Below are 26738 nucleotides of genomic sequence, written 5' to 3' on the forward strand. Positions count from 1 at the left end.
ATGCAGATTTTTAGGTGATAAAAGAAGCATATCAAAATTGAAACATAATCTAAACAACTTCTTAAAGCCTAAATTTAAAGACAGTATCCAACTGATGCTTCTTTTATGCACCTAAAATTGGAGTGCCTTTTTATTTCCTTCCTTTTATTTTCTGGTTTTGTTTTTTTTTAATACCGTAAAAACACCTTGTAATTTAAGGTGATCCTGCGGTGAGATCTTATTCCAAGCGTAACGAGATTTGGGTTCATCAATCCACAATTTAAATCTCAAAATCATGGACACAAAAGAAATTTTAAACAATGCGAACAGTATCAGCCTGGAACCTGCAGCAACAGAAGGCAACCAAAGCGAACTTTGTAAAATCTGGCCAACTGCAAAACAAGCCCTGGAAATTTTACAAGGTTTAATTAAAAACCCGGCATTGAAAGTAATCATAAGTACAATTATTGCAGCCGGGGATGCGATAATTGGAAAGGTTTGTAATTGAAGTAGATTTTTTATTAAAGCAAATTAAAACTTATCAAAATGAAAAAAAGTATCATAATTTCCATTATCAGTATGGTATTGTTAATGGTAACCCTACCTCAAAGTAAAGTATTTGCTATCATTAAAGAAGCAGATTTAATTGCTGAAATGAAATATCAAGGATGGACAGTGTCGTCAAATCGTTTTGTAGATCTAAAGGAAGGAGAGAGTTGCTCCTGGTGGTACAAGTCTTTTTTCTCTAACCATGAGTATAAGATTGTTGCATTTTCAGAAGACGATGATGTAACTGACATAGACATAGAAGTGCAATATACTGATGGTACATCTTATCGGAAAGACGATGACAATGACGATCTCGCAGTTGTCCAATTTAATTGTTACACAACGAAAGTATTAGGAGTTAGAATTACTAATTACGCTTCTGATTCTTATTATGCTTCAAGGTGTAAGTTTATAGTTTTTTATAGGTAAATGTTTTGATAAATTCCTTTCCTTTATTGAGGATAATTAGAAAAGGCAATGAAGATTATTATAATCTTCATTGCCTTTTCTATTAAGAAACATTTCTTAAATTATTATACTGGAAAATTTAAAGGTTGATTAGCGTTAGCAGGAATATAGGTATTAGGTATGGGTACCTATATAGTAGCTACCTCAGTCTATCTGCAGACCGTACCAGTTTCTCATCCCTATTAATCCCACGAATAGCTAAAAAAACAAGTACAATTGCTAAAGAAGGTAAAATCATACCAATTCCGTAATTGTGTGTATTAAGTGTAATATTACCAACAAAATCTTTAACCGTTTCTGTTAAATAAAAACTGTAACCAATAATCAGCACAATAACAATATAACAATAACTGCTTTGCTGTTTGCGGTTTTTATACAAAAAAACACCTGCTAAAGGAAGCAAGGCTGCAATAACAGTAGCAATACTTAGCCAGATAAAAGAAGAAGTTTTAGTGCGTGCACCATTAATTATTTCGTACACACCAGTTACCATGATGCTGTCGGCGTGTCCATTCAAAATTAAATTATTAACCACCGGGAACAAAAACAGGGCGAAAAGTACCAGGCTTGCCAGCAGTAAATAAACACTTTGTATTCTTTGTATCATTTTTATTGTGCTAAAAGAAGCATCAAAGATAAGATAGTTTGCAAAATAATTTTCTGCAGATAATGCTTTTCAGCTTTTCTTACCTTTGCTGTGGTGGACGAAAAACAAAGGTACTTTGCAGAACTTGCTTTTGATGGCACAAAATATCACGGCTGGCAGATCCAGCAGAATGCAGTAAGTGTGCAGGAAGTTTTTAACAAAGCTTTAGGGGTTTTGCTCCGGCAACCAATTGAAACGGTTGGCTGCGGCAGAACCGATACTGGTGTGCATGCCAGGCAGTTGTTTGCGCATTTTGATATAGGGGGAGAAGGTGCGGGGTTTGAGGCGCGAGGTGCGGGAGATGAGCGGGGAACGGGGAGCGGAGAACGTGGAGCGGTAAACCCTGAACCCTCAACTATCAGCCATCGTCTAAAAACCTCCCTCAACGCTCTTCTGCCAAAAGATATTGCCGTTAAAAACATTATTCCTGTTGCTGCGGATGCACATGCGCGTTTTGATGCTACGCTGCGTGCTTACGAATATCATATTCATTTCGGCAAAGATCCTTTTAAGCAGAATTATAGCTGGCAACTGCGGGATTTTCCTGATCTGGAACTGATGAACCAGGCAGCAAATATCATCAAAAAATACCGCGATTTCAGTTGTTTCAGCAAAAGCAACACGCAGGTAAAAACAAATTTTTGTGTGATAAAAGAAGCATGCTGGCAGCCAAAAGAGGACGGCCTGATTTTTCATATTTCTGCCGATCGTTTTTTGCGCAATATGGTGCGCGCCATTGTTGGAACTTTAATTGCTGTAGGCCGAAAAGAAATGGAACCCGAAGCGGTAAGAAAGATCATCGAAAGCAAGAACAGAAGCAATGCCGGCGTTTCTGTCCCAGCCTGTGGTTTATATTTAACTAAAGTAGTTTATCCGTATATTACTTCAACTTAAAACAATCGCAGAAAAGGACAATTTTAACTTACAACTTACAACTCACAACATGGCGGCAGTAACCGGGAAAGCACTTGACATCAAACTACTAAGCAGGGTGCTGGAATATGTAAAGCCATATCGCAGGCAGTTTATCTGGGCGGCATTGCTTACCGTTTTAATGGCAGGTTTATCACCCATCCGGCCCTATTTCATCCAGATCACTTTGGATAAATATATCCTGAACGCAGATTTTGATGGTTTGCTAAAGATGACCCTGCTTACGCTTGGATTATTAATTATCCAGTCGTTTGTGCAATATTTTCAAACTTATTTAACCAATGCGCTTGGCCAGTCGGTAATCCTCGATCTGCGGACAAACGTTTTTAACCACATCACCCAATTACGTTTAAAATACTTTGACCATACGCCAATTGGTGTATTGATTACCCGTTCTGTTTCTGACCTGGAAACCATTGCCGATATTTTTTCGGAGGGATTGATTTCGATTATCGGCGATATGCTGCAACTGATCGCCTTAATTGGCATTATGCTTTACACCGATTGGCGGCTAACCTTGATCACTTTGATCCCGATGCCTTTGCTGATGTTGGCAACATATTGGTTTAAGGAAGCGATAAAAACATCTTTTCAGGAAGTGCGCACGCAGGTTTCTCACTTAAATACTTTTTTGCAGGAGCATATTTCAGGCATGAGCGTGATCCATTACTTCGCCCGGGAAGATCAGGAAATGCGGAAATTTGTAGCCGTAAACCAGAAATACCGCGATGCCAACATCCGCTCTAACTGGTATTATTCCATTTTTTTTCCGGTTGTAGAAATTATCTCGGCCATGTCTATCGGTTTGCTCGTTTGGTACGGTTCTACCCGGATTTTGAAGGACCCTTTGCATGTTTCTCCCGGAACCATTACTGCTTTTATCCTGTATATTAATATGGTTTTCCGGCCGATCCGTGAGCTGGCAGATAAGTTTAATACTTTACAAATGGGTATGGTTGGAGCAGACCGTATTTTTAAGGTTTTGGATACGGATGAAAAAACCATTAACAATGGCACGCTTGCTCCGGCCAACATCCGCGGCGCAATTGATTTTGACCACATCTGGTTTGCTTATAACGAGGGAAATTATGTGCTAAAAGATGTATCATTCCACATTAAACCTGGAGAAACACTGGCTTTAGTTGGTGCAACCGGAGCAGGAAAATCATCTACCATTAATATTTTAAACCGTTTTTACGAGATCAGCAAAGGAACGGTTAAGGTTGATGGCGTAAATATCCAGGATTATGAACTGGGCTTTCTGCGTTCTCAAATTGCAACGGTTATCCAGGATGTGTTTTTGTTTTCGGATACCATCGCCAATAATATCAGCTTAAATAATCCGGAAATTAGCCGCGAAAAAATAATTAATGCCGCAAAAGAAGTAGGCGCGCATGATTTTATTATGCGTTTGCCCGGAGGTTACGATTACGAAGTGATGGAACGCGGTTCTACACTTTCTGCCGGCCAGGCCCAGTTAATTTCTTTTATCCGCGCTTTGGTTTATGATCCGAAGATTTTGGTTTTGGATGAAGCCACGGCTTCCATCGATACAGAAACCGAAGAGTTAATTCAACAGGCGATATTTAAACTGATGAAAGGCCGTACTTCTATCGTAATTGCACACCGTTTATCCACCATTCAAAATGCGGATAAAATTATTGTTTTGGATCATGGCGAGATCAAGGAAATGGGCAATCACCAGGAATTGCTGAAGCTGAATGGATATTATAAGCGGTTGTATGAGTTGCAGTTTAACTCTACGGGGATTGCAAAGGTTGGTTGAGAAAAAGGTATCTTTATAACATTGAAAATTAGCTGATAAAAGAAGCATTAATGCCTTTCTAAATTATCAATAATTTGCGACACTTCTACAGAAGTTAAAACGTCATCAAAGTTTTTTGCCTTTAATCCACGATACAATTTTAAATCGCCTGTCCAAATTTTTGCTTTTAAATAAATTGCTAAAGCAACAAATGGCGTATCTTTTGGATCAATAGATGTTAAAAGTTCTTCGGTTTGCAGTAATAATTGGGAGGGAAGTAAACGCTCATCAATAAAGGTGATTTTATTTGTTAGGATTTCTTCCAGTTCTGATAGTTGTAAAGAGGAAAGTTTACTTAGTTTTACTAATTTATCGCGATGCTTTTCTAATTCTATTTTTAAAAAACTACAGCTAAAAAGCTGTAAGTCTTTCTCACTTGATAAAAGCAGTTTACCTATCCTGCTACCAGAGTTTAATAAAGCACTAAAAACAATGTTGGTATCAACAATTATTTTCACTTGATGAGTTTATTCCGGTTTTCCGCCCACCAATTTTTGTTTATTTCAGATGCTAATTTATCAATCTCATCTTGCTCAACTTGTACATTTGCTGTCAACTCTTTATACCGGGCGTAGTTCAAAAAGTCTTGTAAATCTTCTTCTTTAACAGCAGGTGATAGCCGCACAATAATTTCATTTTCTGTTCTTTCAACTACCATGATTAAATTATATATCCGAAGATAATCAATTTTTGTGGTAACAATAAATAGCGGAACTTTTTGTGCAGAGCTAATGTTTGTCCTCTATGCAACTAAACAAAACATTTAACCCAGAGACCGACCGCATTATTGAAATGGCCTGGGAAGACCGTACGCCTTTTGAAGCTATCGATTTTCAGTTTAAACTTAAAGAACCAGAAGTTATTGAATTGATGCGCCGCGAATTAAAACCACAAAGTTTTAAACGCTGGCGAAAACGGGTGCAAGGCCGGAGCACCAAACATTTGTTGCTGCGGAATGAAACCATCGGTCGTTTTAAATGCGACCGGCAAAGGCAAATTACTGCCAATAAAATCAGCAAAAGATAATAGCATTGCAAAAGCAGTTATACATACTGTTTTTACGATGAAGCGAAGTATTTAAAAGCGATTGTGCAATGCTTCTTTTACCCCTGTTTTTTTAGGCTGATGGACGGTTGCAGGTAGGCGCTTTGCCGCGTGAGGGATTGGAAGGGTTTAGTGCGCAGCACCGGAGCGCAGCGCAGCCCTGCAAAGCCCGGCCCGAAGGGACACGCCCTGAGCATTTAAAAAGGAGCGGGGAGCAGGGAAGTCAGGAAGACCGATTAGAAAGTCGGGAAGACCGGATTGGGAAACGGAGAATTTAACCCGATAAAAGAAGCATGATAAAAGATGAATACGATTATCAGCTTTTGCCAAAAAAAATTAGCTTTGCCTTTAATAAAGAAAATAACCATGAGCGTTCTCGTAAATAAAGATTCCAAAGTTATTGTCCAGGGTTTTACCGGCAATGAAGGTACTTACCATGCATCTCAAATGATTGAATACGGAACCCAGGTTGTGGGTGGCGTTACGCCGGGCAAAGGCGGGCAATCTCATTTAGACCGTCCCGTTTTTAATACCGTAAAAGATGCAGTTGACCAAACCGGTGCCGATGTTTCGATCATTTTTGTGCCGCCAGCTTTTGCTGCGGATGCGATTATGGAAGCTGCCGAGGCCAGGATTAAAGTGATTGTGTGTATTACGGAAGGTATCCCGACGAAGGATATGATCCAGGTGAAAGAATATATTTCTGATCGTGATTGCCGTTTAATCGGTCCGAATTGTCCGGGAATTATCACTGCTGATGAAGCGAAGATTGGTATTATGCCGGGCTTTATCTTTAAAAAAGGTAATGTTGGTGTGGTTTCTAAATCCGGAACTTTAACTTACGAAGCGGTAGATCAGGTTGTAAAAGCTGGTTTAGGTATCACTACTGCCATTGGTATTGGCGGCGATCCGATTATCGGTACACCGACTAAAGAAGCGGTTGAATTATTAATGAACGATCCGGAAACTCATGGTATCATCATGATTGGTGAAATTGGTGGCGGAATGGAAGCAGAAGCTGCCCGTTGGATCAGGGATAACGGAACAAAACCGGTTGTTGGTTTCATAGCCGGACAAACTGCGCCAGCCGGACGCCGTATGGGCCACGCCGGGGCAATTGTTGGCGGAGCGGATGATACTGCTGCAGCAAAAATGAAAATTATGACTGAATGCGGTATTCGTGTGGTAGAATCCCCAGCGGAAATTGGTGCTGCTATGGCTGAGGAACTGGCGAAGCTGGCGTAAATTGAAAGCGTAAAATTGATTTTTATGATATAATACATCCTGGCTTTGGCCGGGATTTTTTGTTTCATCTCAACTTAAATTGAAATGTTGTAAATTAGTCTTATGGAAAAGCTAATTATTAATGTTCCGGAAGAGAAAAGTATTTTGGTAAAACAACTACTAAAAGAGTTAGGTGTAACTATTCAGGAGGAAAATGTTTTCGATGGCGCTTCTTACAAACAAAAACTCCTTGATGTTTCTGTGTGGAATGAGGAAGATGTAAAGTTTTTCGAGGAGAGTAAAAATGCTCTTGAAAGTTTGAAACCGCAGCAGTGGTAGTTGATACAAGCATTTTTGTGCAACATTTGCGTGCGAAAGACAAATCAGCTACAACACTTTACCAACTTATCAATAGCAATAATCTTTTCATTTCTTCTGTTTCTTTGTATGAACTTTATATGGGTGCAACAACTCCAGATAAAGTAAAAGATATTGAAAGGATAATTGAAGGTCTTTCTATTCTTTCTTTTACAGGTTCCGTAGCAATTAAAGCAGCACAAATTTACCATCAGCTTAAACAAAGCAATCAACAGATTGAGTTTCGTGATATTTTTATTGCGGCTACTTGTCTTGTAAATAATTTGCCTATCGCTACTTTAAATAAGAAACTTTTTGTGAGAATTGTGGGATTGGAAGTTATATAATTTGTTAAAGCCTGATGCTTCTTTTATCAGCATAAAGTCAACACCACTTATGCTTCAAACTCAAAATCAAAAATTAGCGTTAACTTATTAACAAACCCAAAACCAAAATGGAATACAATAAATTAACACCAGAAGAAGAATACGTTATCCTGCATAAAGGAACCGAAAGGCCATTTACAGGAGAATATACTAATTTAAAAGATGCCGGAACTTATGTTTGTCGTCAATGCAATACGCCGCTTTATACTTCAGATACCAAATTTGAATCGCACTGCGGCTGGCCAAGTTTTGATGATGAAATTCCCGGAGCAGTAAAACGCGTGCCAGATCGTGATGGCAGAAGGGTAGAAATAGTTTGCAATACTTGTGGTGCGCATTTAGGCCATGTTTTTACCGGCGAAAGGTTTACGCCTAAAAACACCCGTCATTGTGTAAATTCTATTTCTATGAAGTTTATTCCTGCTTCGACATCAGCGTAATAAAATTTTTTTTTCTGACTCGTTAAATCGAGTCGCTTAGAATGTTAATAACTTTTAAAGTGTTCAAAACTTAGTCTCAAAAAGACATTCTTTGAAGGCTATATTTGTATCAAAGCGATACTAATTATCGTAGAAAGAGGCATGTTGAACAACTGCCTGTTAATAAAATCTATCAAAAATTAAAATCTGAAAAAAAGCCATTCCAGTAGGAAGGGCTTTTTTTCGCGGCTAATAAATATTCGATCACCAAAAAAATTAAAAAATGATTGCAAATCAGGAAGATGAAGTATTGCTGCGGGAGAACAAGGACCGTTTTGTTATTCTGCCGATCAATTATCCCGCCATCTGGGAGATGTACAAAAAGCACGAAGCCAGCTTCTGGACGGCCGAGGAAATAGACCTGTCCGACGATCAGAAGTATTGGGAAGGTTTGAGTGATGGTGAGCGCCATTTCATTTCCCACGTGCTTGCTTTTTTTGCGGCCAGCGATGGTATTGTAAACGAAAACCTTGCTGTTAACTTTATGAGCGAAGTTCAGGTTCCGGAAGCACGCTGTTTTTATGGCTTCCAAATTATGATGGAAAATATTCATTCTGAAACTTATGCGCTGCTGATCGATTCGTACATTAAAAACCCGACTGAAAAAGACCGTTTGTTCCATGCCATTGATACGGTTCCATGTGTAAAGAAAAAAGCAGAATGGGCCTTAAAATGGATCAACAACGGTAATTTTGCACAGCGTTTGGTTGCTTTTGCAGCGGTAGAAGGTATTTTCTTTTCCGGTAGTTTCTGCTCTATTTTCTGGTTAAAAAAACGTGGTTTAATGCCTGGTTTAACATTTAGCAACGAATTGATTTCGCGTGATGAAGGTTTGCATTGCGAGTTTGCCTGTTTGTTGTACAGCATGTTGAACAACAAACTTTCCAAAGAAGAAGTAACGGAAATTATTGCTGATGCGGTTACCATTGAAAAAGAATTTGTAACCGATGCGCTTCCGGTAAGATTAATCGGAATGAATGCTGATTTGATGGGGCAATACATCGAATTTGTGGCCGACCGCTGGCTGGTAGAATTAGGTTATGATAAATTATATTTCGCCACCAATCCTTTTGATTTTATGGAGATGATTTCGCTGCAGGGAAAAACAAACTTTTTTGAAAAACGTGTTGGCGATTACCAAAAAAGTGGCGTGCTGAACGTGGAAGCTAAAAGTCAGGCATTCTCCATGGATGAAGATTTTTAGATGAAAGTAACAAGTAGCAAGTATTTAGTATCAAGATCACTTGCTTCAACATAAAAAATAGGCGATAAAAACAGTATGGTTGGGTCTTGATACCTGATACGTACTACTCAATACTAAAAAACAATGTTTGTAATAAAAAGAGACGGCAAAACAGAATCTGTAAAATTCGATAAAATAACAGCACGGATAGAAAAGCTTTGTTACGGCTTAAATCCTGCTTTGGTTGATCCGGTGGATGTTGCGAAAAAGGTAATTGAAGGTTTATACGATGGTGTAACTACCTCAGAATTAGATAATTTAGCGGCAGAAACAGCAGCATCTTTAACCACCAAACATCCGGATTATGCTTTGCTGGCATCGCGTATCGCGGTTTCCAATCTGCATAAAAATACCCGTAAATCTTTTTCGGATACGATGCAGAAACTGCATCAATACATCGATCGGAAAACTGGTAAAAACGCTTCTTTAATTGCTGATGATGTTTGGGAAGTGATCGAACAAAATGCAGAATTATTAGACAGCACCATTATTTACGACCGTGATTTCGGCTTTGACTATTTTGGTTTTAAAACGCTTGAAAAATCATATTTATTAAAAATCGATGGTCAGATTGCAGAACGGCCGCAGCATTTATTTATGCGCGTTGCTGTTGGCATCCATAAACAGGATGTAGAAAGCGCTATCAAAACCTATCATTTAATGAGCGAGCGCTGGTTTACGCATGCCACGCCAACTTTGTTTAATGCCGGAACACCAAAAGCGCAAATGTCTTCATGCTTTTTGTTAACCATGCAGGATGACAGCATTGAAGGTATTTACGATACGTTAAAACAAACCGCTAAAATTTCTCAAAGCGCGGGCGGAATTGGGTTGAGCATTCATAATGTTCGTGCAACAGGTTCGTACATTAGCGGAACAAACGGAACAAGCAACGGAATTATTCCAATGCTGAAAGTTTTTAATGATACCGCACGTTATGTAGATCAGGGCGGCGGCAAGCGTAAAGGTGCTTTCGCTATCTATTTAGAACCTTGGCATGCCGATATTTTTGATTTCCTGGATCTCCGCAAAAACCATGGTAAAGAAGAAATGCGCGCCCGTGATTTGTTTTACGCGCTTTGGGTTTGCGATTTATTTATGAAAAGGGTAGAAGCCGACGGAAATTGGAGCTTATTTTGCCCGCACGAAGCACCAGGTTTGCACGAATGCCACGGAGCAGAATTTGAAGCTTTGTACGAACGTTACGAAAGCGAAGGCCGTGCCCGCAAAACCATTAAAGCACAGGAATTATGGTTTGCTATTTTAGATGCACAGGTAGAAACCGGAACGCCTTACTTGTTATATAAGGATGCAGCAAACACAAAATCAAACCAGCAAAATTTAGGAACGATTAAAAGTTCTAACCTTTGTACAGAAATTATAGAATATACTGCTGCTGATGAAGTTGCGGTTTGTAACCTGGCCTCGTTGGCTTTGCCTCGTTATGTAATTAACGGTCAGTTTGATCACGAGAAATTGTATGAAGTAACGTATCAGGTTACAATCAACTTAAATAGAATCATCGACCAAAATTATTACCCGGTAAAAGAAGCACAAAACTCAAACCTGCGCCATCGTCCGGTTGGTTTAGGTGTTCAGGGTTTGGCGGATGCCTTTATTAAGCTTCGTTTACCGTTCGAAAGTGCAGAAGCACAGAAACTGAATAAAGAAATCTTTGAAACGATTTATTATGCAGCCATGATGGCTTCAAAAGATCTGGCTATTACAGAAGGTGCTTACGAAACTTTCCAGGGATCGCCCTTATCAAAAGGAAAATTTCAGTTTGATTTATGGAATGTAAAACCGGATAGCGGCCGTTGGAATTGGGAAGAATTACGTGCAGAAGTTGTAAAACATGGCGTTCGTAATTCGTTGTTGGTTGCACCGATGCCAACTGCTTCAACGTCTCAGATTTTGGGAAATAATGAATGCTTTGAACCATATACGTCCAACATTTATACACGCCGTGTTTTAAGCGGAGAATTTGTTGTGGTAAATAAGTTCCTGCTGCACGATCTGGTTGCTCTTGGATTGTGGAACAGCACGATGAAAAATAAGATCATCACTGCAAATGGTTCTATCCAGGATATTCCTGAAATTCCTGCTGATATAAAAGATTTGTACAAAACTGTTTGGGAAATCAAGATGCGTACCATTATTGATATGGCTGCAGATCGTGGCGCATATATCTGCCAGTCGCAATCTTTAAACCTGTTTGTTAATCAGCCGAATGCTTCCAAATTAACTTCCATGCATTTTTATGCCTGGAAAAAAGGTTTAAAAACCGGTATGTATTATCTGCGTACGCAAGCCGCATCACAAGCGGTTAAGTTTACGGTAGAAAACCAGGGCGGAAAAAATATGGAAGCCGTAATTCCGGAACAGATTAATCATCCGGCAGAAGAAATTCCGGCGGGTGCTTCCTGCTCAATGGAAGAAGGTTGTGTAACTTGTTCTGCATAAACAAACATTTTTAGTTGATAAAAGAAGCATGCTTCTTTTATCAACTAAAAATAATGGCCAACACAAACGTTTCTCGTAACCGGGAAACGTTTGTTGTTTATGGCAAGTCATATTGATGCTTCTTTTATCGGCATAAAATAATAATCCCTATTTTAACCTGTTTTAGAATTAGGAATGGTTAAACACGAAATTATTGGTTGTGATCGCTGTGGTGCAAGAATTGAATGTAAAGCCAATTCATTTACCAAGTGCCAATGCAGCGAAGTGCAGCTAACTTTAAATGAATTGGAATATATTGGCGACCAGTACGAAGCTTGTCTTTGTGCCGGTTGTTTGAGCATATTGCAGCAGGAATATCAGGGAAATTTAGCTACGGTTGCTTATAAATAACGTGTCGGGTAAAACAACGGCGTTATTTAAATGTATTTTTAAAATGTCTTTGCTCACTTTTTTTTGTGATCAAACTAACATAAACTTCCCAATAATTGCCTAATTTTGAACCTTAAAGCAGCAGTAGCGAAATGAGATTTTTTGAAGAAAAACGAAGAGAGGTAATGCGGCATATCGAAAAATATATGCTGGAGAAAATGGACGAGTATTTAAAGCCGATAGATCAGATCTGGCAACCGAGTGACCTGCTCCCTGATTCTTCAAGAGATACCTTTTTTAATGAGATAAAAGAACTGCAGCAAAGTGCAGAAGGCTTATCATACGATTTAGTTGCTGTATTAATTGGTGATACCATTACTGAAGAAGCGCTGCCAACTTACGAATCATGGTTAGCAATGGTCCAGGGTGTTTCGCACAGCGAAGAAAGCGGTTGGATGAAATGGACCCGCCAATGGACGGCAGAAGAGAACCGCCACGGCGATTTACTGAATAAATACCTTTATCTTTCCGGCCGTGTAAATATGCGGATGATGGAAATATCTACGCAATATTTAATTGCGGATGGTTTTGATATTGGTACCGGCCACGATCCTTACCGTAACTTTATTTACACTTCTTTTCAGGAATTAGCTACCAATATTTCCCATCGCCGCGTAGCAAGTCAGGCTAAAAAAGACGGTGATACTTTGCTTTCTAAAATGTGCGGTGTAATTGCTTCTGATGAGGCACGCCATGCAAAAGCTTATATTCATTTTATCGGAAAGATATTTGAAGTAGATGCAAGCGAAGCCATGATTGCTTTTGAAGATATGATGCGTAAAAAAATTGTGATGCCAGCACATTTTTTACGGGAAATGGGATTAATGATGGGTCAGACTTACGGCCATTTTACCGACGCTGCACAGCGTTTAGGTATTTATACAGCGGTTGATTATGTTGATATTTTAAAGCAATTAATTGTTGATTGGCAAATAGAAAGCCAGAAGGATTTAAACGAAGCCGGCGAAAAAGCACGCGATTATCTGCTGAAATTACCAGACCGTTTGTTACGCATTGCAGAACGGATGAAAAACCCGGGACTGGAATACAAGTTTAGCTGGATAAACGGATAAACAAATAAAAGCTTCTTTTAAGAGGCTTTTATTATGACATCAAATCCGCTTTTTAAATTGGTATCTTTGCCAAATCATGAGTAGTACGGCAGAACTTGCTTTTAATTCGGGTTTAAGAACATATAACAATTACGGTGCCTGGCTCCGAAAAAAATACAATGGCCAGCGGGTTTTTAAAGTAATTGTTGATGGCGGTTTTACCTGCCCAAACCGCGATGGCACAAAAGGTTTTGGTGGTTGTACGTATTGCAATGTAGATTCTTTTACGCCTTCCGTTTCCCGTTCTACGCCTTCTGTTCGCGAACAGGTAATTAAAGGAATGGAACGTGCCCGTACCGGAAACCGTGCTGATAAATTCATCATTTATTTTCAGCCTAATACCAACACTTATGCGCCTACACATTATCTGAAAATGATGTATGACGAGGCTTTAAGTATTGATCCTGAAAATATTGTTGGTTTATCAGTAGGAACACGACCGGATTGTATCGATGCAGAAAAAGTAGCTTTATTAGAAAGTTACACAGACCGTTTTGATGTGGATTTGGAAATGGGCATGGAATCTATTTATAACGATACGCTTGCCAAAATTAATAGAGGTTGTTCTCATGAAGAATTAATTAAAGCCCTTGAATTGGTTAAAAATTCCAAGTTAGATATTTGTGTGCATACCATTTTTGGTTTCCCATGGGAAACTAAAGAAATGATGCTGAAATATGCTGATGAGATTAACCGTTTTCCACAAATTACCTTCGTTAAATTCCATCATTTGCACATTGTAGAAGGTTCAATTATGGGCGTAAAATACAAACGCGAACCTTTTCCTTTATTTAGTTTGGAGGATTATACTGATTTTCTTTGCGAACTTTTGCCGCTCGTTCGCCCGGACATTGTAATCCAACGTTTATTTGGATTATCGGATTGGGATTTATTAATCGCACCAAACTGGAACCTGAAAAAATCAGAAATACAATTTTATATTGATAAAACGATCCAGCAACGAGAAATTGTTCAGGGAAGCGAATACGAGTTTTCAGCAATCAGCCTTTAGCTTTCCTAAACTTTTTACAATGCTTCTTTTATGGGTATAAATGTTGAAGCAAGTTGTCGTAAACTTCATATTCTCCATGAACCATCAACAATTAGCCATCAACCTCCTAACCTTTATATTTTCCAAAAAGCTCATCAATAGCTTTGGTGCGATAAGAAAAAATCTTTTTAACCTCTTTGCCAACTAAAACTTTGTTGGCTATTCTTCCCAAAACAGAATAAGGAATAGCATAATCTAAAATATCGTGCATTTTTACGCCTCCAGGAATTTCTATAAAATGATGCTGGTGATGCCATAAAGCATAGGGACCGAAAACCTGGTTATCTACAAAATAATCATGCTCTTTTACATGTGTAATTTCCGTCATCCAGTTCATTTTGATACCAAAAACCGGCGAAACATGATACGTAATGATCATGCCAGCATACATTTTTGTATCCTTGGTATAATTAGATGTTACCTTAAATTTCATTTCTTTTGGCGTAATCGTAGCCAAATTAAGCGGAGATGAAAAAAAATCCCATGCTTCAGCTAAAGGAATGGGCAAATTTTGCTCAAATTCTAAATGATATGTTTTCACAAACAAATCAACCGTAAACTGTGCAAAGTGTTTATGCTGTTTTTACTGCACCATTTTATTGGCGCAATACGAACTGGCAAAAGCTTCAGGTTTGGCTTTAAAAACAAAACCCATACTCAAAATATAACCCATGGCTTCATGCAAAGCCTGGTTAGATTTAAACATCGGGTTAGTGTTAATATCAGCATGAACTTCCAGGTCCACATCATACAAATCCAGCAGATCACAAAGTTGGTAAGCTATATCGATAGATTTTTGTACTTCGTTTAGCATCCTTTCTTTAATGCCCATTTTTTGCGAAGTACGTTCCTGGTGAATGTACATAAAGCCGCCGCGCTGCTCGCGCAAAAAAACAATCACGGTAGCAAAATCGGTAACATTACCTTTAACCTGAGAATCTGTGCCGATACAAACTTTTAGTTTATTACCTAATTCAGTTTCGCGTTCAATGGTTTTTTCTACTTCTTCTAAGATGGGCAGTTCGAGGATTTCTCCACTAAATTTTCTCCAGGTCATAATCGTTTTAGTTTTTAGATATGCAACCCTGAATGAGGTTTAACGAATTTAGGTTTTATTAATTCATAAAGCAATGATTTTAAAGTAATTAAATTGTTAACAAAAGAGATGTTGTTAACAAAAAAGCTCAGGAGAGAACCTCCTGAGCTTTTTACCGATAAAAGAAGCATTAGCTTAATCAGTAATTATTCATAAACATCTTTTCTATGCCCGATAGTGATAATATCAATAACAAGTTCTGCATCAAAAATATCGTAAATAATTCGATAGTTTCCTACTCTAATCCTATAACCAGTTCTGCCTTTTAACTTTTTATACCCTTGCGGACGAGGATTTTCTGTTAAGTTGGAAATGGCTTGTTTAATATTAGAATAAAATGGCTCCTGAATTCTTGAAAGTTCTTTAAAAGCTTGCCTGCTAAAATTTAATGTATAAGCCATCAACCATTAGCTTTACGTTCGGCTTCGATCAATTTAAAAGCTTCTTCCATCGGTATCCTTTCGCCGGTATCATTTTTTTTAGCTTCATCGTAAAGGCGTATATCCTCTAAATCTTCAAGCTCTTCCATAATCGCATCAAATTCTTTTGCAGAAAGCACAACTAATGACCTTTCGCCATTTTCATCTTTTAAATATTGTGGATTTATTGTAAGCATTATCTTTTTAATTAGGATGAAATGAAGTTCGTATTTTTACCCGATAAAAGAAGCATCAACCTATCCTACCAACTTCTTATACCGAATCCTTTTTGGTGCTACATCACCCAAACGTTTTTTACGGTTTTCTTCATAATCAGAATAATTTCCTTCAAAAAAGTAAACTTGTGAATTACCTTCAAAAGCGAGAATATGCGTACAAACGCGGTCTAAAAACCAACGGTCGTGGGAAATGATCACGGCACAGCCAGCAAAGTTTTCCAGCGCTTCTTCCAATGCACGTAAAGTATTTACGTCAATATCATTAGTTGGTTCATCCAGCAGCAAAACATTGCTTCCCTTTTTTAATGTGATAGCTAAGTGAACACGGTTGCGCTCGCCACCAGAAAGTACGCCTACTTTTTTCTGCTGATCGCCGCCGTTAAAATTAAACTTGGAAACATAAGCACGGGAATTAACCGGGCGATTGCCTAAAAGAACAGTTTCCTGTCCGTCTGTAACGTTTTCCCAAACAGATTTATTTGGGTCGAGATCATCATGCATCTGGTCAACATAACCTAAAGCAACCGTTTCGCCAACACGAAAAGTTCCGGCATCAGCTTCGTCCTGACCGGTAATTAAACGGAACAACGTAGTTTTACCGGCGCCGTTCGGGCCAATAATGCCAACAATTCCTGCAGGAGGAAGCGAAAAGCTCAGGTTTTCAAACAAAACTTTATTGCCAAAAGCTTTGGTTACGTTGGTTGCTTCAATCACCACATTTCCTAAACGCGGGCCCGGCGGAATAAACAGTTCCAGTTTTTCCTCTCGCTCTTTGGTTTCTTCGGATGCCAGTTTATCATAATTGGCAATCCGCGCTTTGCCTTTGGCATGTCGGCCTTTTGGTCCCATCCGTACCCATTCCAGTTCGCGCTCCAAAGTTTTCTGGCGTTTGCTTTCGGTTTTTTCTTCCTGTGCCAAACGTTTTGCTTTCTGGTCCAACCAGGAAGAATAATTCCCTTTCCATGGAATTCCTTCCCCGCGATCCAGTTCCAGGATCCATCCGGCAACATTATCTAAGAAATAACGGTCGTGCGTTACCGCAATTACAGTTCCTTTGTACTGTTTTAAGTGCTGCTCCAGCCAATCAATAGATTCGGCATCTAAATGGTTTGTTGGTTCATCCAATAATAAAACATCCGGTTCCTGCAGTAATAAACGGCATAATGCTACTCTTCGGCGTTCTCCTCCTGACAATGTGGCAATCTTTGCTTCCGGTTCCGGGCAACGCAAAGCATCCATGGCGCGCTCTAATTTGGTATCCAATTCCCAGGCATTTGTGGCATCAATTTTATCCTGCAATTCTCCCTGCCGGGCCAGTAGTTTGTCCATGGCATCAGCATCCTCGTAAACTTCGGGCAAACCAAATTTTTCATTGATCTCCTCATACTCTTTCAAAATGGCTGTTGTAGCTGCAACTCCTTCTTCTACAACTTCTTTTACTGTTTTTGTTGGGTCTAATTCCGGTTCCTGGGCTAAATAGCCAACGGTATAACCCGGAGAAAACACCACATCGCCTTGATATGCCTTATCTAAACCGGCAATAATTTTCAGTACTGATGACTTTCCGGAACCATTTAACCCAATTACACCAATTTTTGCCCCGTAAAAGAAGCTTAGATAAATATTTTTAAGGACCTGTTTTTGAGGCGGATAAATTTTATTTACGCCCGCCATAGAAAATATAATTTTTTCGTCTGCCATTATTACTGCTTTAATTTTTTTACAATGCTAAATTAGTCACAAAGCAGTAAAAAAGGTTATATTCGATTAATGTTATAACGAATGTTATTTAATGGCGTAATTGTTGATAAATTTATACCAGAAAGTGCAAAATCTTCGTATATAATAAACTTATTAATAGATTAGTACTTTCCTTTATTTGAAAGATATATTATGGAAGCAAAATTTTCGCCCCGTGTAAAAGATGTTATTTCATATAGCAGAGAGGAGGCATTGCGTCTCGGGCATGATTATATAGGAACAGAACACTTGTTACTGGGATTAATTCGTGATGGTGATGGCGTTGCGATAAAATTATTAAAAGGATTACAAGTGGATACTGCGCGTTTAAGGCGTGCAGTAGAAGATGCTGTTAAAGGAACTACTGGTACAACGGTAAACATTGGCAGCATTCCACTAACCAAACAGGCAGAGAAAGTGTTAAAAATCACTTATTTGGAAGCCAAGATATTTAAAAGTGACCTGATAGGAACAGAGCATCTTTTATTATCAATTTTAAGGGACGAGGACAACATTGCTTCTCAGATTTTAGCACAGTTTAATGTAAATTATGAAGTGTTTAAAGCTGAAGTTGAAACAGGCAAACACGATGTTACCGATGAGTTGCCAGGATCATCAACAGGAGGCGATGATGATTTTAGGGATGAAGAATCATTTAGTCAACCAAAAAAAGTGTCAGACATTAAATCAAAAACACCGGTTTTAGATAATTTTGGCCGTGATTTAACCAAAGCAGCCGAAGATGGAAAGTTGGACCCAATTGTAGGCCGGGAGAAAGAGATAGAGCGTGTATCACAGATTTTATCCCGTCGGAAAAAGAACAACCCAATATTAATTGGCGAACCAGGCGTTGGTAAATCTGCCATTGCAGAAGGTTTAGCCTTACGGATTGTACAGCGGAAAGTATCACGCGTACTGTTTAACAAACGCGTCGTTACTTTAGACCTGGCTTCCTTGGTGGCCGGAACAAAATACCGCGGGCAGTTTGAGGAGCGCATGAAAGCCGTGATGAACGAGCTGGAAAAATCTCCCGATGTAATTTTATTTATTGATGAAATTCATACCATTGTTGGTGCTGGCGGCGCTTCCGGTTCTCTGGATGCTTCCAATATGTTCAAACCAGCTTTAGCCCGTGGAGAAATCCAATGTATTGGTGCTACAACTTTAGATGAATACCGTCAGTACATTGAAAAAGATGGCGCTTTAGACCGTCGTTTCCAGAAAGTAATGGTTGAACCGGCTACGCCTGATGAAACGATAGAAATTTTAAACCGGATTAAGGATAAATACGAAGAGCATCATGGTGTGACTTATACAGATGAAGCAATTTTGGCTTGCGTTTCTTTAACTTCCCGTTATATTACAGACCGTTTTTTACCAGACAAAGCAATTGATGCTTTGGATGAATCCGGTTCCCGTGTTCACTTAACTAACATTCACGTTCCTCAGAATATTCTGGACATCGAACAAAAAATTGAGCAAATTAAGCTTGAGAAAAACAAAGTAGTTCGCAGTCAGAAATACGAAGAAGCTGCAAAACTGCGTGATACAGAAAAGCATTTGCTGGAAGAACTGGAACAGGCTAAAACATCATGGGAAGCAGAAACAAAAGTTAAACGTTACACGGTAACGGAAGATAATGTTGCCGAAGTAGTTTCTATGATGACTGGCATTCCGGTTCAACGTGTTGGACAGGCTGATAGTCAGAAATTGCTGAACATGTCTGATAAGATCAGTGATAAAATTATTGGTCAGAACGATGCAATCAAGAAATTAACCAAAGCTATCCAACGTACACGTGCGGGATTGAAAGATCCTAAAAAACCAATAGGATCATTTATTTTCTTAGGCCCGACAGGTGTTGGTAAAACAGAATTAGCAAAAGAACTTGCACGCTTTATGTTTGATACGGAAGATTCTTTGATCCAGATCGACATGAGTGAGTACATGGAGAAATTTGCGGTTTCACGTTTAGTTGGGGCGCCTCCGGGATATGTGGGTTACGAAGAAGGCGGACAATTAACTGAAAAAGTACGCCGTAAACCTTACTGTGTAGTATTGCTGGACGAGATTGAAAAAGCACATCCGGACGTTTTTAATATCTTATTGCAAGTATTGGATGAAGGACAGTTAACCGATTCTTTAGGCCGTAAAGTAGATTTTCGGAATACAATTGTCATCATGACTTCTAACATTGGCGCCCGCCAGTTAAAGGATTTTGGCCAGGGAGTAGGTTTTACAACTGCTGCTAAGGTTGATCAGGCTGATGCACATTCCAGAGGTGTGATAGAAAACGCTTTAAAACGCGCTTTTGCACCAGAGTTTTTAAACCGTATTGATGATGTTATTGTGTTTAATTCTTTAGGTAAAGAAGAAATCTTTAAAATTATCGATATTGAATTAAGTGCTTTGTTTGACCGTGTTCATAGCTTAGGTTATAATGTGAAATTAACACTTGCAGCTAAAGAATTTATTGCCGACAAAGGTTATGATTCTCAATTTGGTGCAAGGCCGTTAAAAAGAGCTATTCAGAAATACCTGGAAGATCCGATCGCAGAAGAAATTCTGAAAGGTGAACTCTCAGAAGGTACTTTGATGGAAGTTGATTATGATACTGAAACAAAACAAATTACCATCAATGCAAAAGCTGCAGAGGGCAACAAAACACCTGAAGAAGAACAAACAGGCGAATAAGCGTAAATAATATAATAATAGAAAGTCCCGGTAGTTTTGCTGCCGGGACTTTTTTTATGTCATCAATTTTTAGGTGGTAAAAGAAGCATTACTGTTTCTCCATTTGGTCAATCACTGGTTGTGTAACACCCACATTAGAAAATCCGCCGTCGTGAAATAAGTTTTGCATAGTCACCATCTTGGTTAAATCAGAAAATAAGGTTACTGTATAATTTGCACATTGGTCTGCATCTGCATTACCCAGCGGCGACATTTTTTCAGCAAAATCAATAAAACCATTAAACCCTTTGATACCGCCGCCAGCAGTGGTACGGGTAGGAGACTGGCTGATGGTATTGATACGGACATGTTTTTTGACACCATATTGGTAACCAAAATTACGGGCAATACTTTCCAGCATTGCTTTAGTATCGGCCATTTCATCATAACCCGGAAAAATACGCTGGGCAGCAATATAAGTTAAAGCCACAACAGAACCCCATTCGTTAATCATATCCTGTTTCATGGCAACTTGTAGAATACGGTGTAAAGACATGGCCGAGATATCCAAAGTTTTATGCATGAAATCATAATTAGAATTTGTATAAGGAATGTTTTTACGAACATTCAAACTCATTCCAATAGAATGCAGGATAAAATCAACACCTCCGCCAAAATGTTCTTTAGTGCCTTCAAAAAGGTTTTCTATATCCGCAGTAACCGTAACATCAGCAGGAATTACCGGCGCATCACATGCTTCCGCCAGTTTATTAATTTCGCCCATCCGCAAAGCAATCGGCGCATTGGTTAGCACAATTTGTGCACCTTCTTCCACACAACGTAATGCAGTTTTCCAGGCGATTGATTTTTCATCTAAAGCACCGAAAATAATGCCTTTTTTACCTTTTAATAAATTATAAGCCATTTTGATTTTGTTTAGCGCCTAAAAATAGAATTATTTATCGGTAAGTTTAAAGTAGATTTAATTTCCATATTAACTATTCAACAACTCTCTCGCATTTTGCAAAGCACTTTCGCCAGGTTTGCTGCCGCTTAACATTTTTGCAATTTCCAGCACACGTTCTTCTTCCGTCAGTTTTTTTATTTTGGTGGAAGGAACTTTTCCAGTATCATTTTTATAAACTAAGAAATGGGAATTGCCTTTGCTTGCAATTTGAGGAAGATGTGTTATGGTTACTACTTGTAAAAACTGCGATAATTGCTCCATCACCAAACCAACTTTATTGGCCACTTCACCGGAAACGCCGGTATCAATCTCATCAAAAATAATAGTTGGCAAAGCGGTGTAACGGGAAATAAGCGATTTAATACTTAACATTACGCGCGAAAGTTCTCCGCCTGAAGCTACTTTACTCATTTCAGCAGGTTGATGTCCTTTATTTGCAGAGAACAAAAAGCGGATATGATCAATTCCGTTTTTATCAAATGCTTCTTTTACCACTATTTTATTTTCAATTTTTAAAACTGCCTGGTTCATATCTACCTCAGACAGCGTTTTTAAAATTTGTTTTTCAATTTCCGGGATTGCTTTTTGCCGGTTTGCTGAAAGTTGAACGGCCATTTTTTGTAGTTCAGCCTTCTGCTTTTCAAGTTGATTTTGCAGGTTTTCTATGGCATCATCGCCAGATTGGATTTGGTTTAACCGGCTGGATAAATCTTCCTGAATCCGCAGTAATTCTGCATTACTGGTTACCCGATGCTTCTTTTGCAGGCTAAAAATCAAGTTTAACCGATCACTTATTTTTTCACTTCGTGCTTCATCAACTTGTGTTGCCTGCTCCATATCTTCCACTTCGGCAACAATATCTTTTAGTTCGATGTTGATGCTGCTTAAACGCTGACTAAGTTCTCCGGCTTTCGGATTGTATTTTTCTAATGCCGTTAATAATTGTAAAGATTCTTTAAACTGGTTCAAGGCGGCCAGATCACTTTCCTGCAACAAATAATTAACGCTTAATAAGTTGCGCTTAATTTCTTCTGCATTGTTTAAAGCATATAATTCCTGCTCTAATTGTTCCTGTTCATCTTCAACCAAATTGGCTTTTTCAAGTTCATCAAACTGAAACTGTAAATAATCTTCCTCGCTTTTTGCCTTTTCACTTTCCTCAATTAATTGCTGTAACTGAGTTGATGATTTTTTATAGGTAAAAAAAGCATTGCGGTATTTTTCTAATAATTCGGGATGATTGGTAATCGAATCAACAACCAGCAATTGAAAACCAGGATCGTTAATTTCTGCTGTTGCATGCTGCGAATGAATGTCGATGAGTTTTTCGCCAAGCTGTTTTAAAGACATAAGGTTAACAGGCGTATCGTTTACAAAAGCACGGGATTTTCCATCGGCACTAATTTCTCGGCGCAAAACGGTTTCTGCTTCATAATCCAGATCGTTCTCCTCAAAATATTTTTTCAGATGAAAACCTTCAATCCTGAAAAAACCTTCGATCACACACTTTTTTTGCTGATTAAAAAAGTACTTACTTTCGGTACGCTGGCCTAAAATAAGCGAAAGCGCACCTAAAATAATAGATTTACCAGCGCCGGTTTCGCCGGTTATGATGTTTAAACCGGCATCAAATTCGATATCCAGATTATCAATAAGTGCATAATTATTAATCGTTAACCTACTCAGCATAAATCTAAATTAAGAAAACAAAATTACGGTTTCAGCTTAACTCAGGCTAAAAAAATTAGTTTTTTTGTAATGCCTGATATTTGGTTCCGTTTGCAGGATCTACCGTGCTTAAAGTTTGGTAAGCCTGCTCTCTTTCCTGCGGTGTAGCTTTACTTAAAACCTGGAGCAGTTCATCACTTTTTGCTGTAAAAAAAACCTGAGGTAAAAAAGCGCCGGTTCGTTGCCGGTCAATATCTGCAATAGAAGGAAGCGCAGCAGTGATCGCTTTTAAGCCCTGATCTGCATTTGAAGCCATCACATCCAAGCCTAAACGGTGATAAGTGTAACTAAAATCGCGCAAGTTATTGTAAGCGTTGTTGCTTAAATTTTCTGCCAGCCAGTAACGGTTGTGGTTGCTGTCAAAAGCTTTCCAGCCTTTATAAGCAGAAGTTTGTGCCGCATTAACAATGCTTTGTGCATGTTCAAAATAAGGGGAACCGCCGCGTTTAGAAAACGAATCGTAATCCAAACCCACAATAATGTAAGCATAAAAAGCAAAAAACGAACTCAGGTTACTTTGAAAAAGCTGATCGTTAAAATCCATCACCTGTCCTTCTGTATAGTTAAAATCAAAATCTTTATCGTTGATATTTAACAACGTAGAATTGTAATTAGAGCCAAAAATCGGCCTGCTGGATTGAACCTGCACTTCGGCGCTTAATGCACTTGCCCCATCCCATTGCGTAATGTTAATCACAAAATTACAATCAATTCTTTCGGCAGGCGCAATTTGGTCTGCACTCCATTTTCTGCCGTTTAAAAAATCTTTAATAGCAGTTTCCAAAGCCGTAAAAATCCTTCTGTTAGTGGTTTGGATTTTAGGTGAAAGCACCTGTACACGTGCATTCAAATCCTGAGCCTGGGCAAATGCCGAGGAAAAAAACAGTAAAAAGAGTAAAGCCTTTAATTTCATTTTATAAAAGTTCAATAATTTTTTGGCAGATATCGGCAGCAACTTCTGTTTTACTTTTCAGTCCGGTTTCTGTTTTTCGTAGCTGTTTATCTATCATCGTTACTTTGTTTGTATCCGTTTTAAATCCGGCGCCAGCATCAGCCAGCGAGTTTAAAACGATCAGATCCAGGTTTTTTCGCTGTAGTTTATCCAAAGCATATTGTTCGCCATCGTTTGTTTCCAGCGCAAATCCAACTAAAATTTGATTATGCTTCTTTTGTGCACCTAAAGTTTGCAAAATATCTACCGTTGGTTTCAGTTCGATAGTCAAACTAACATCTTGTTTTTTTATTTTCTGATCTGAAACAGTTTTTGGTGTAAAATCAGCAACGGCCGCATTCATCACACAAATACGTACATCCGGAAAATAAGTTAAACATTGTTCCAGCATTTCTTCGGCAGAAGTAATATTAATGCGCGTAATGCTTTTGTTTTCCGTTTCCTGCTGAGAAGGACCGGAAATTAAAGTAACCTCTGCGCCTAAATTCGCCAGCTCGTCTGCTAACTTAAATCCCATTTTCCCGGAAGAATGATTGCCGATATAACGAACAGGATCAATCGCTTCGTAAGTTGGACCTGCTGTAACCAGCACTTTTTTACCTGCTAAAAGAAGCATTTGACTAAGCGACTGCGTTAAAAAAGCTACAATATCTTTCGGTTCTGCCATTCGGCCTTCGCCAACTAAACCGCTTGCCAGTTCGCCGTAAGCTGGTTTTATCAATATGTTTTTATACTCCAGCAGTTTTTGAACGTTGTTCTGGGTTGATGGATGTTTCCACATATCCAAATCCATCGCAGGAGCAAAATAAACCGGACATTTTGCAGAAAGGTAAGTAGCCGTTAATAAATTATCGCATAAGCCAGCGGCCATTTTAGCTAAAGTATTTGCAGAAACAGGTGCAATCAGCATCAAATCTGCCCATAAACCTAATTGCACGTGGTTGTTCCATTCGCCCGTTTCGGTTTTGTAATATTGAAATAAGGCCGGACGTTTAGAAAGGGTAGAAAGTGTTAAAGGTGTGATAAATTGAGTTGCTTCCTGCGTCATTACCACTTGTACGGTTGCACCGGCTTCTACCAATAACCGGATTAAAGAAGCCGATTTATAGCTGGCAATACTTCCGCAAACACCCAGCAAAATTTTTTTACCCTTCAGCATGTTCAAAAATAGCTTTTTTGCCTATAAAAAAAGCCCGCCTTTTAGTAAGGAGGGCTTTAGCAGGAGTTTATTACTGATTATTCTTCTTTTGTTGGGTTCCGATAGTAAATTTTACCTTCCAGGAATTCCTGAACAGCAATCAAAGAAGGTTTTGGCATTTTTTCGTAATGCTTGCTGATCTCAATCTGCTCCCGGTTTTCAAAAACTTCTTCTAAATTATCATTAGAAGAAGTAAACTCGGATAGCTTCTGGCTAAGTTCTTCTTTAATGTTGTTAGAGATCTGGTTTGCCCTTTTAGACATTACCACAATCGATTCGTATATATTATCTGTTGTCTTATCCAGATCGCGCAAATCACGGGTAACCGTGCTGCTTGCTAAAACGGGTTTGTTGTTACTCATTGTATTTATGGGGTTTTAATATCTGTTTGTTGTCGGCTTTTTTCCTGTTCCAGTTGTTTTTTGTAAGCTTTCTGCTCGTTATCAATATTAGCTAAATATTTTTTAACATTTTGAATGCCCGCTTCACATTGGTGGCTAAGGGCGTCTGCTTGTTTTAAATACTGGCTTGACGGATATTTTTCTTTAAACTCGCTGTATGCGTTTATCGCTTCCTGGTAACGTTCTTCCTGTTTGGTTTCCAAGCTGTTTTTAGCATATAGATATTGGGCTTGTATCGTTAAAAACTCCATTTCTTCGGAGTATTTAGTATCAGGGAAATCGCGCATCGAGTTTTTAAAAGCAATCACGGCTGATTTATAATCACCAATAGTTAAATATAACTTAGCATTATCGTACGATTTTGTTTCTAAACGATCGCGCAGGTTTTGTATCAATTTGCTTGCCTCAGCTACACGGCTGCTTTTTGGATATAAGTTGATAAACAATTGTAACTTATCGATAGATTGCAAAGTATTGGTTTGATCTAAAGTTGAATTAGGCGATTCGAGGTAAGAACAATATGCTGCCATATAGCGGCATTCTTCTGCCCGTGCACTGTTAGGATAAGTATCTGCAAAATTTTTAAAATGATAACCTGCAGAAGTGTAATCCCTCAGTTTATAATTTGCGAAGGCATAGTAATAAAACAAATCCTCAGCTTCAGAGCGGCCACGGTAACGTTGTACCAGGTCATCAAACAAGGCTAAAGCACGCGAATAATCTTTCTTATTATAGTATTTAATACCTTCCTGGTATTTTTTGGAGTAATCATTGCTTGCTTTAAGCTTCTCAAACTTGCTCTTACAGCTAAACAAACCGATACTTAATATAAATAGTAAGGTTAATATAGAAACCGTACAACGCTTTTTAAACATTCTGCAAATATAAGTTAATATTATAGATCAATCAATGTATTTATAAGCAATGTTACAAGGTATTGAAACACCAATCAAATAATTAACATTTATTAACGGATAGAAGGCTTTTCTTTATATTATATATAGTTAGTGTGCCTGCTTTACATCTGTTTAAATTACTGATGCTTCTTTTATGCCAATAAAATTTGTGCTTATACTATATGTACAACCGACCTTATAGGAGGACAAATTTTTGCATGATAAAAGAAGCATTTCCTCT

Annotated in this window: 30 protein-coding genes; 16 read left to right on the forward strand and 14 right to left on the reverse strand. The window is 38.6% G+C overall.

Annotated features, from left to right (window positions below; genetic code table 11):
- Window positions 1-274 precede the first annotated feature (274 nt).
- Both GO621_RS17260 and GO621_RS17265 read left to right on the forward strand, forming a co-directional pair.
- Window positions 275-487, forward strand: coding sequence for a hypothetical protein (locus GO621_RS17260; protein WP_157569361.1), 213 nt, complete (start codon window positions 275-277; stop codon window positions 485-487).
- A gap of 38 nt (window positions 488-525) precedes the next feature.
- Window positions 526-957: a hypothetical protein gene (locus GO621_RS17265; protein ID WP_157569363.1), complete on the forward strand. Its 432-nt coding sequence runs from the start codon at window positions 526-528 to the stop codon at window positions 955-957.
- Window positions 958-1135: 178 nt separating this feature from the next.
- Here the strand turns inward: GO621_RS17265 and GO621_RS17270 are convergent, their stop codons facing one another.
- Window positions 1136-1603, reverse strand: a complete 468-nt coding sequence (locus GO621_RS17270) for a DUF4293 domain-containing protein (RefSeq protein WP_157569365.1) — start codon at window positions 1601-1603, stop codon at window positions 1136-1138.
- Window positions 1604-1696: 93 nt separating this feature from the next.
- On the opposite strand from GO621_RS17270, the gene truA reads away from it, so the two are divergent.
- Window positions 1697-2536 (forward strand): tRNA pseudouridine(38-40) synthase TruA, encoded by an 840-nt coding sequence (gene truA, locus GO621_RS17275; RefSeq protein WP_317163467.1) that lies wholly within the window; start codon window positions 1697-1699, stop codon window positions 2534-2536.
- Window positions 2537-2585: 49 nt separating this feature from the next.
- A complete protein-coding gene (locus GO621_RS17280) occupies window positions 2586-4361 on the forward strand; it encodes an ABC transporter ATP-binding protein (protein WP_157569367.1) in 1776 nt (591 codons plus the stop codon).
- A gap of 47 nt (window positions 4362-4408) precedes the next feature.
- On the opposite strand, the gene GO621_RS17285 is transcribed toward GO621_RS17280, so the two are convergent.
- Together GO621_RS17285 and GO621_RS17290 are read right to left on the reverse strand one after the other, a co-directional pair.
- Window positions 4409-4858, reverse strand: a complete 450-nt coding sequence (locus tag GO621_RS17285; protein WP_157569369.1) for a PIN domain-containing protein — start codon at window positions 4856-4858, stop codon at window positions 4409-4411.
- Window positions 4855-5058 carry a hypothetical protein gene (locus GO621_RS17290; RefSeq protein WP_157569371.1) on the reverse strand — a complete coding sequence of 68 codons (204 nt, stop codon included), beginning with the start codon at window positions 5056-5058 and terminating at the stop codon, window positions 4855-4857. The genes GO621_RS17285 and GO621_RS17290 overlap by 4 nt, the downstream gene beginning before the upstream one ends.
- 86 nt (window positions 5059-5144) lie before the next feature.
- On the opposite strand from GO621_RS17290, the gene GO621_RS17295 reads away from it, so the two are divergent.
- From GO621_RS17295 to GO621_RS17345, 11 genes are all read left to right on the forward strand, one after another.
- On the forward strand, window positions 5145-5426 hold the full coding sequence (locus tag GO621_RS17295; protein WP_157569373.1) for a TIGR03643 family protein: 282 nt from the start codon (window positions 5145-5147) through the stop codon (window positions 5424-5426).
- A gap of 107 nt (window positions 5427-5533) precedes the next feature.
- On the forward strand, window positions 5534-5722 hold the full coding sequence (locus GO621_RS17300; protein WP_157569375.1) for a hypothetical protein: 189 nt from the start codon (window positions 5534-5536) through the stop codon (window positions 5720-5722).
- Between the two features lie 88 nt (window positions 5723-5810).
- A complete protein-coding gene (gene sucD, locus GO621_RS17305) occupies window positions 5811-6689 on the forward strand; it encodes a succinate--CoA ligase subunit alpha (RefSeq protein WP_157569377.1) in 879 nt (292 codons plus the stop codon).
- 102 nt (window positions 6690-6791) lie between these two features.
- Complete coding sequence (locus tag GO621_RS17310; protein ID WP_157569379.1) at window positions 6792-7007, forward strand: hypothetical protein; 216 nt, start codon at window positions 6792-6794, stop codon at window positions 7005-7007.
- Window positions 7001-7372, forward strand: coding sequence for a type II toxin-antitoxin system VapC family toxin (locus GO621_RS17315; RefSeq protein WP_198170301.1), 372 nt, complete (start codon window positions 7001-7003; stop codon window positions 7370-7372). Before GO621_RS17310 ends, GO621_RS17315 begins: the two co-directional genes overlap by 7 nt.
- 107 nt (window positions 7373-7479) lie before the next feature.
- Window positions 7480-7851 carry a methionine-R-sulfoxide reductase gene (locus GO621_RS17320; protein WP_157569381.1) on the forward strand — a complete coding sequence of 124 codons (372 nt, stop codon included), beginning with the start codon at window positions 7480-7482 and terminating at the stop codon, window positions 7849-7851.
- 262 nt (window positions 7852-8113) lie between these two features.
- Window positions 8114-9094, forward strand: a complete 981-nt coding sequence (locus tag GO621_RS17325) for a ribonucleoside-diphosphate reductase small subunit (RefSeq protein WP_157569383.1) — start codon at window positions 8114-8116, stop codon at window positions 9092-9094.
- 123 nt (window positions 9095-9217) lie between these two features.
- Window positions 9218-11596 carry a ribonucleoside-diphosphate reductase subunit alpha gene (locus tag GO621_RS17330; protein ID WP_157569385.1) on the forward strand — a complete coding sequence of 793 codons (2379 nt, stop codon included), beginning with the start codon at window positions 9218-9220 and terminating at the stop codon, window positions 11594-11596.
- 174 nt (window positions 11597-11770) lie between these two features.
- Window positions 11771-11986: a cysteine-rich CWC family protein gene (locus tag GO621_RS17335; protein WP_157569387.1), complete on the forward strand. Its 216-nt coding sequence runs from the start codon at window positions 11771-11773 to the stop codon at window positions 11984-11986.
- A 131-nt stretch (window positions 11987-12117) separates the two neighbouring features.
- Entirely contained in the window at window positions 12118-13098 is a 981-nt protein-coding gene (locus GO621_RS17340; protein WP_157569389.1) for an acyl-ACP desaturase, read from the forward strand.
- Window positions 13099-13174: 76 nt separating this feature from the next.
- Window positions 13175-14149: a TIGR01212 family radical SAM protein gene (locus tag GO621_RS17345; protein ID WP_157569391.1), complete on the forward strand. Its 975-nt coding sequence runs from the start codon at window positions 13175-13177 to the stop codon at window positions 14147-14149.
- Between the two features lie 106 nt (window positions 14150-14255).
- Here GO621_RS17345 and GO621_RS17350 read toward each other — a convergent pair whose 3' ends face one another.
- From GO621_RS17350 to ettA, 5 genes are all read right to left on the reverse strand, one after another.
- Window positions 14256-14729 carry an SRPBCC family protein gene (locus GO621_RS17350; protein WP_317163469.1) on the reverse strand — a complete coding sequence of 158 codons (474 nt, stop codon included), beginning with the start codon at window positions 14727-14729 and terminating at the stop codon, window positions 14256-14258.
- Window positions 14730-14771: 42 nt separating this feature from the next.
- Complete coding sequence (locus tag GO621_RS17355) at window positions 14772-15245, reverse strand: ribonuclease H-like YkuK family protein (RefSeq protein ID WP_157569395.1); 474 nt, start codon at window positions 15243-15245, stop codon at window positions 14772-14774.
- 185 nt (window positions 15246-15430) lie between these two features.
- The gene (locus GO621_RS17360; protein WP_157569397.1) at window positions 15431-15685 is read right to left on the reverse strand and encodes a type II toxin-antitoxin system RelE family toxin; all 255 of its coding nucleotides are present in this window, start codon (window positions 15683-15685) and stop codon (window positions 15431-15433) included.
- On the reverse strand, window positions 15685-15900 hold the full coding sequence (locus GO621_RS17365; protein WP_157569399.1) for a hypothetical protein: 216 nt from the start codon (window positions 15898-15900) through the stop codon (window positions 15685-15687). The genes GO621_RS17360 and GO621_RS17365 overlap by 1 nt, the downstream gene beginning before the upstream one ends.
- 60 nt (window positions 15901-15960) lie before the next feature.
- A complete protein-coding gene (gene ettA, locus GO621_RS17370; protein WP_157569401.1) occupies window positions 15961-17643 on the reverse strand; it encodes an energy-dependent translational throttle protein EttA in 1683 nt (560 codons plus the stop codon).
- Between the two features lie 192 nt (window positions 17644-17835).
- Here ettA and GO621_RS17375 point away from each other — a divergent pair, with 192 nt between their 5' ends.
- Complete coding sequence (locus GO621_RS17375) at window positions 17836-20376, forward strand: ATP-dependent Clp protease ATP-binding subunit (RefSeq protein WP_157569403.1); 2541 nt, start codon at window positions 17836-17838, stop codon at window positions 20374-20376.
- Window positions 20377-20464: 88 nt separating this feature from the next.
- On the opposite strand, the gene GO621_RS17380 is transcribed toward GO621_RS17375, so the two are convergent.
- From GO621_RS17380 to GO621_RS17405, 6 genes are all read right to left on the reverse strand, one after another.
- Window positions 20465-21280, reverse strand: a complete 816-nt coding sequence (locus GO621_RS17380) for an enoyl-ACP reductase FabI (RefSeq protein ID WP_157569405.1) — start codon at window positions 21278-21280, stop codon at window positions 20465-20467.
- Window positions 21281-21349: 69 nt separating this feature from the next.
- The gene (gene recN / locus GO621_RS17385) at window positions 21350-23011 is read right to left on the reverse strand and encodes a DNA repair protein RecN (protein WP_157569407.1); all 1662 of its coding nucleotides are present in this window, start codon (window positions 23009-23011) and stop codon (window positions 21350-21352) included.
- Between the two features lie 55 nt (window positions 23012-23066).
- Window positions 23067-23963, reverse strand: coding sequence for a type IX secretion system protein PorD (porD, locus tag GO621_RS17390; protein ID WP_157569409.1), 897 nt, complete (start codon window positions 23961-23963; stop codon window positions 23067-23069).
- Window position 23964: 1 nt separating this feature from the next.
- The gene (coaBC, locus tag GO621_RS17395; protein WP_157569411.1) at window positions 23965-25161 is read right to left on the reverse strand and encodes a bifunctional phosphopantothenoylcysteine decarboxylase/phosphopantothenate--cysteine ligase CoaBC; all 1197 of its coding nucleotides are present in this window, start codon (window positions 25159-25161) and stop codon (window positions 23965-23967) included.
- A 77-nt stretch (window positions 25162-25238) separates the two neighbouring features.
- Entirely contained in the window at window positions 25239-25562 is a 324-nt protein-coding gene (locus GO621_RS17400) for a DNA-directed RNA polymerase subunit omega (RefSeq protein WP_157569412.1), read from the reverse strand.
- Window positions 25563-25567: 5 nt separating this feature from the next.
- Window positions 25568-26476: an outer membrane protein assembly factor BamD gene (locus GO621_RS17405; protein WP_157569414.1), complete on the reverse strand. Its 909-nt coding sequence runs from the start codon at window positions 26474-26476 to the stop codon at window positions 25568-25570.
- Between the last annotated feature and the right edge of the window lie 262 nt (window positions 26477-26738).

Source organism: Mucilaginibacter arboris (assembly GCF_009754915.1).
GTDB classification, from domain to species: domain Bacteria; phylum Bacteroidota; class Bacteroidia; order Sphingobacteriales; family Sphingobacteriaceae; genus Mucilaginibacter_A; species Mucilaginibacter_A arboris.

Excerpts from the sequence above, each read along its gene's own strand:
- GO621_RS17260 (WP_157569361.1), top strand. The coding sequence starts at position 275 with ATGGACACAAAAGAAATTTTAAACAATGCGAACAGTATCAGCCTGGAA.
- GO621_RS17265 (WP_157569363.1), top strand. The coding sequence starts at position 526 with ATGAAAAAAAGTATCATAATTTCCATTATCAGTATGGTATTGTTAATG.
- GO621_RS17270 (WP_157569365.1), bottom strand. The coding sequence starts at position 1,603 with ATGATACAAAGAATACAAAGTGTTTATTTACTGCTGGCAAGCCTGGTA.
- GO621_RS17280 (WP_157569367.1), top strand. The coding sequence starts at position 2,586 with ATGGCGGCAGTAACCGGGAAAGCACTTGACATCAAACTACTAAGCAGG.
- GO621_RS17290 (WP_157569371.1), bottom strand. The coding sequence starts at position 5,058 with ATGGTAGTTGAAAGAACAGAAAATGAAATTATTGTGCGGCTATCACCT.
- GO621_RS17295 (WP_157569373.1), top strand. The coding sequence starts at position 5,145 with ATGCAACTAAACAAAACATTTAACCCAGAGACCGACCGCATTATTGAA.
- sucD (WP_157569377.1), top strand. The coding sequence starts at position 5,811 with ATGAGCGTTCTCGTAAATAAAGATTCCAAAGTTATTGTCCAGGGTTTT.
- GO621_RS17310 (WP_157569379.1), top strand. The coding sequence starts at position 6,792 with ATGGAAAAGCTAATTATTAATGTTCCGGAAGAGAAAAGTATTTTGGTA.
- GO621_RS17320 (WP_157569381.1), top strand. The coding sequence starts at position 7,480 with ATGGAATACAATAAATTAACACCAGAAGAAGAATACGTTATCCTGCAT.
- GO621_RS17325 (WP_157569383.1), top strand. The coding sequence starts at position 8,114 with ATGATTGCAAATCAGGAAGATGAAGTATTGCTGCGGGAGAACAAGGAC.
- GO621_RS17330 (WP_157569385.1), top strand. The coding sequence starts at position 9,218 with ATGTTTGTAATAAAAAGAGACGGCAAAACAGAATCTGTAAAATTCGAT.
- GO621_RS17335 (WP_157569387.1), top strand. The coding sequence starts at position 11,771 with ATGGTTAAACACGAAATTATTGGTTGTGATCGCTGTGGTGCAAGAATT.
- GO621_RS17340 (WP_157569389.1), top strand. The coding sequence starts at position 12,118 with ATGAGATTTTTTGAAGAAAAACGAAGAGAGGTAATGCGGCATATCGAA.
- GO621_RS17345 (WP_157569391.1), top strand. The coding sequence starts at position 13,175 with ATGAGTAGTACGGCAGAACTTGCTTTTAATTCGGGTTTAAGAACATAT.
- GO621_RS17355 (WP_157569395.1), bottom strand. The coding sequence starts at position 15,245 with ATGACCTGGAGAAAATTTAGTGGAGAAATCCTCGAACTGCCCATCTTA.
- GO621_RS17360 (WP_157569397.1), bottom strand. The coding sequence starts at position 15,685 with ATGGCTTATACATTAAATTTTAGCAGGCAAGCTTTTAAAGAACTTTCA.
- GO621_RS17365 (WP_157569399.1), bottom strand. The coding sequence starts at position 15,900 with ATGCTTACAATAAATCCACAATATTTAAAAGATGAAAATGGCGAAAGG.
- ettA (WP_157569401.1), bottom strand. The coding sequence starts at position 17,643 with ATGGCAGACGAAAAAATTATATTTTCTATGGCGGGCGTAAATAAAATT.
- GO621_RS17375 (WP_157569403.1), top strand. The coding sequence starts at position 17,836 with ATGGAAGCAAAATTTTCGCCCCGTGTAAAAGATGTTATTTCATATAGC.
- GO621_RS17380 (WP_157569405.1), bottom strand. The coding sequence starts at position 21,280 with ATGGCTTATAATTTATTAAAAGGTAAAAAAGGCATTATTTTCGGTGCT.
- recN (WP_157569407.1), bottom strand. The coding sequence starts at position 23,011 with ATGCTGAGTAGGTTAACGATTAATAATTATGCACTTATTGATAATCTG.
- porD (WP_157569409.1), bottom strand. The coding sequence starts at position 23,963 with ATGAAATTAAAGGCTTTACTCTTTTTACTGTTTTTTTCCTCGGCATTT.
- coaBC (WP_157569411.1), bottom strand. The coding sequence starts at position 25,161 with ATGCTGAAGGGTAAAAAAATTTTGCTGGGTGTTTGCGGAAGTATTGCC.
- GO621_RS17400 (WP_157569412.1), bottom strand. The coding sequence starts at position 25,562 with ATGAGTAACAACAAACCCGTTTTAGCAAGCAGCACGGTTACCCGTGAT.
- GO621_RS17405 (WP_157569414.1), bottom strand. The coding sequence starts at position 26,476 with ATGTTTAAAAAGCGTTGTACGGTTTCTATATTAACCTTACTATTTATA.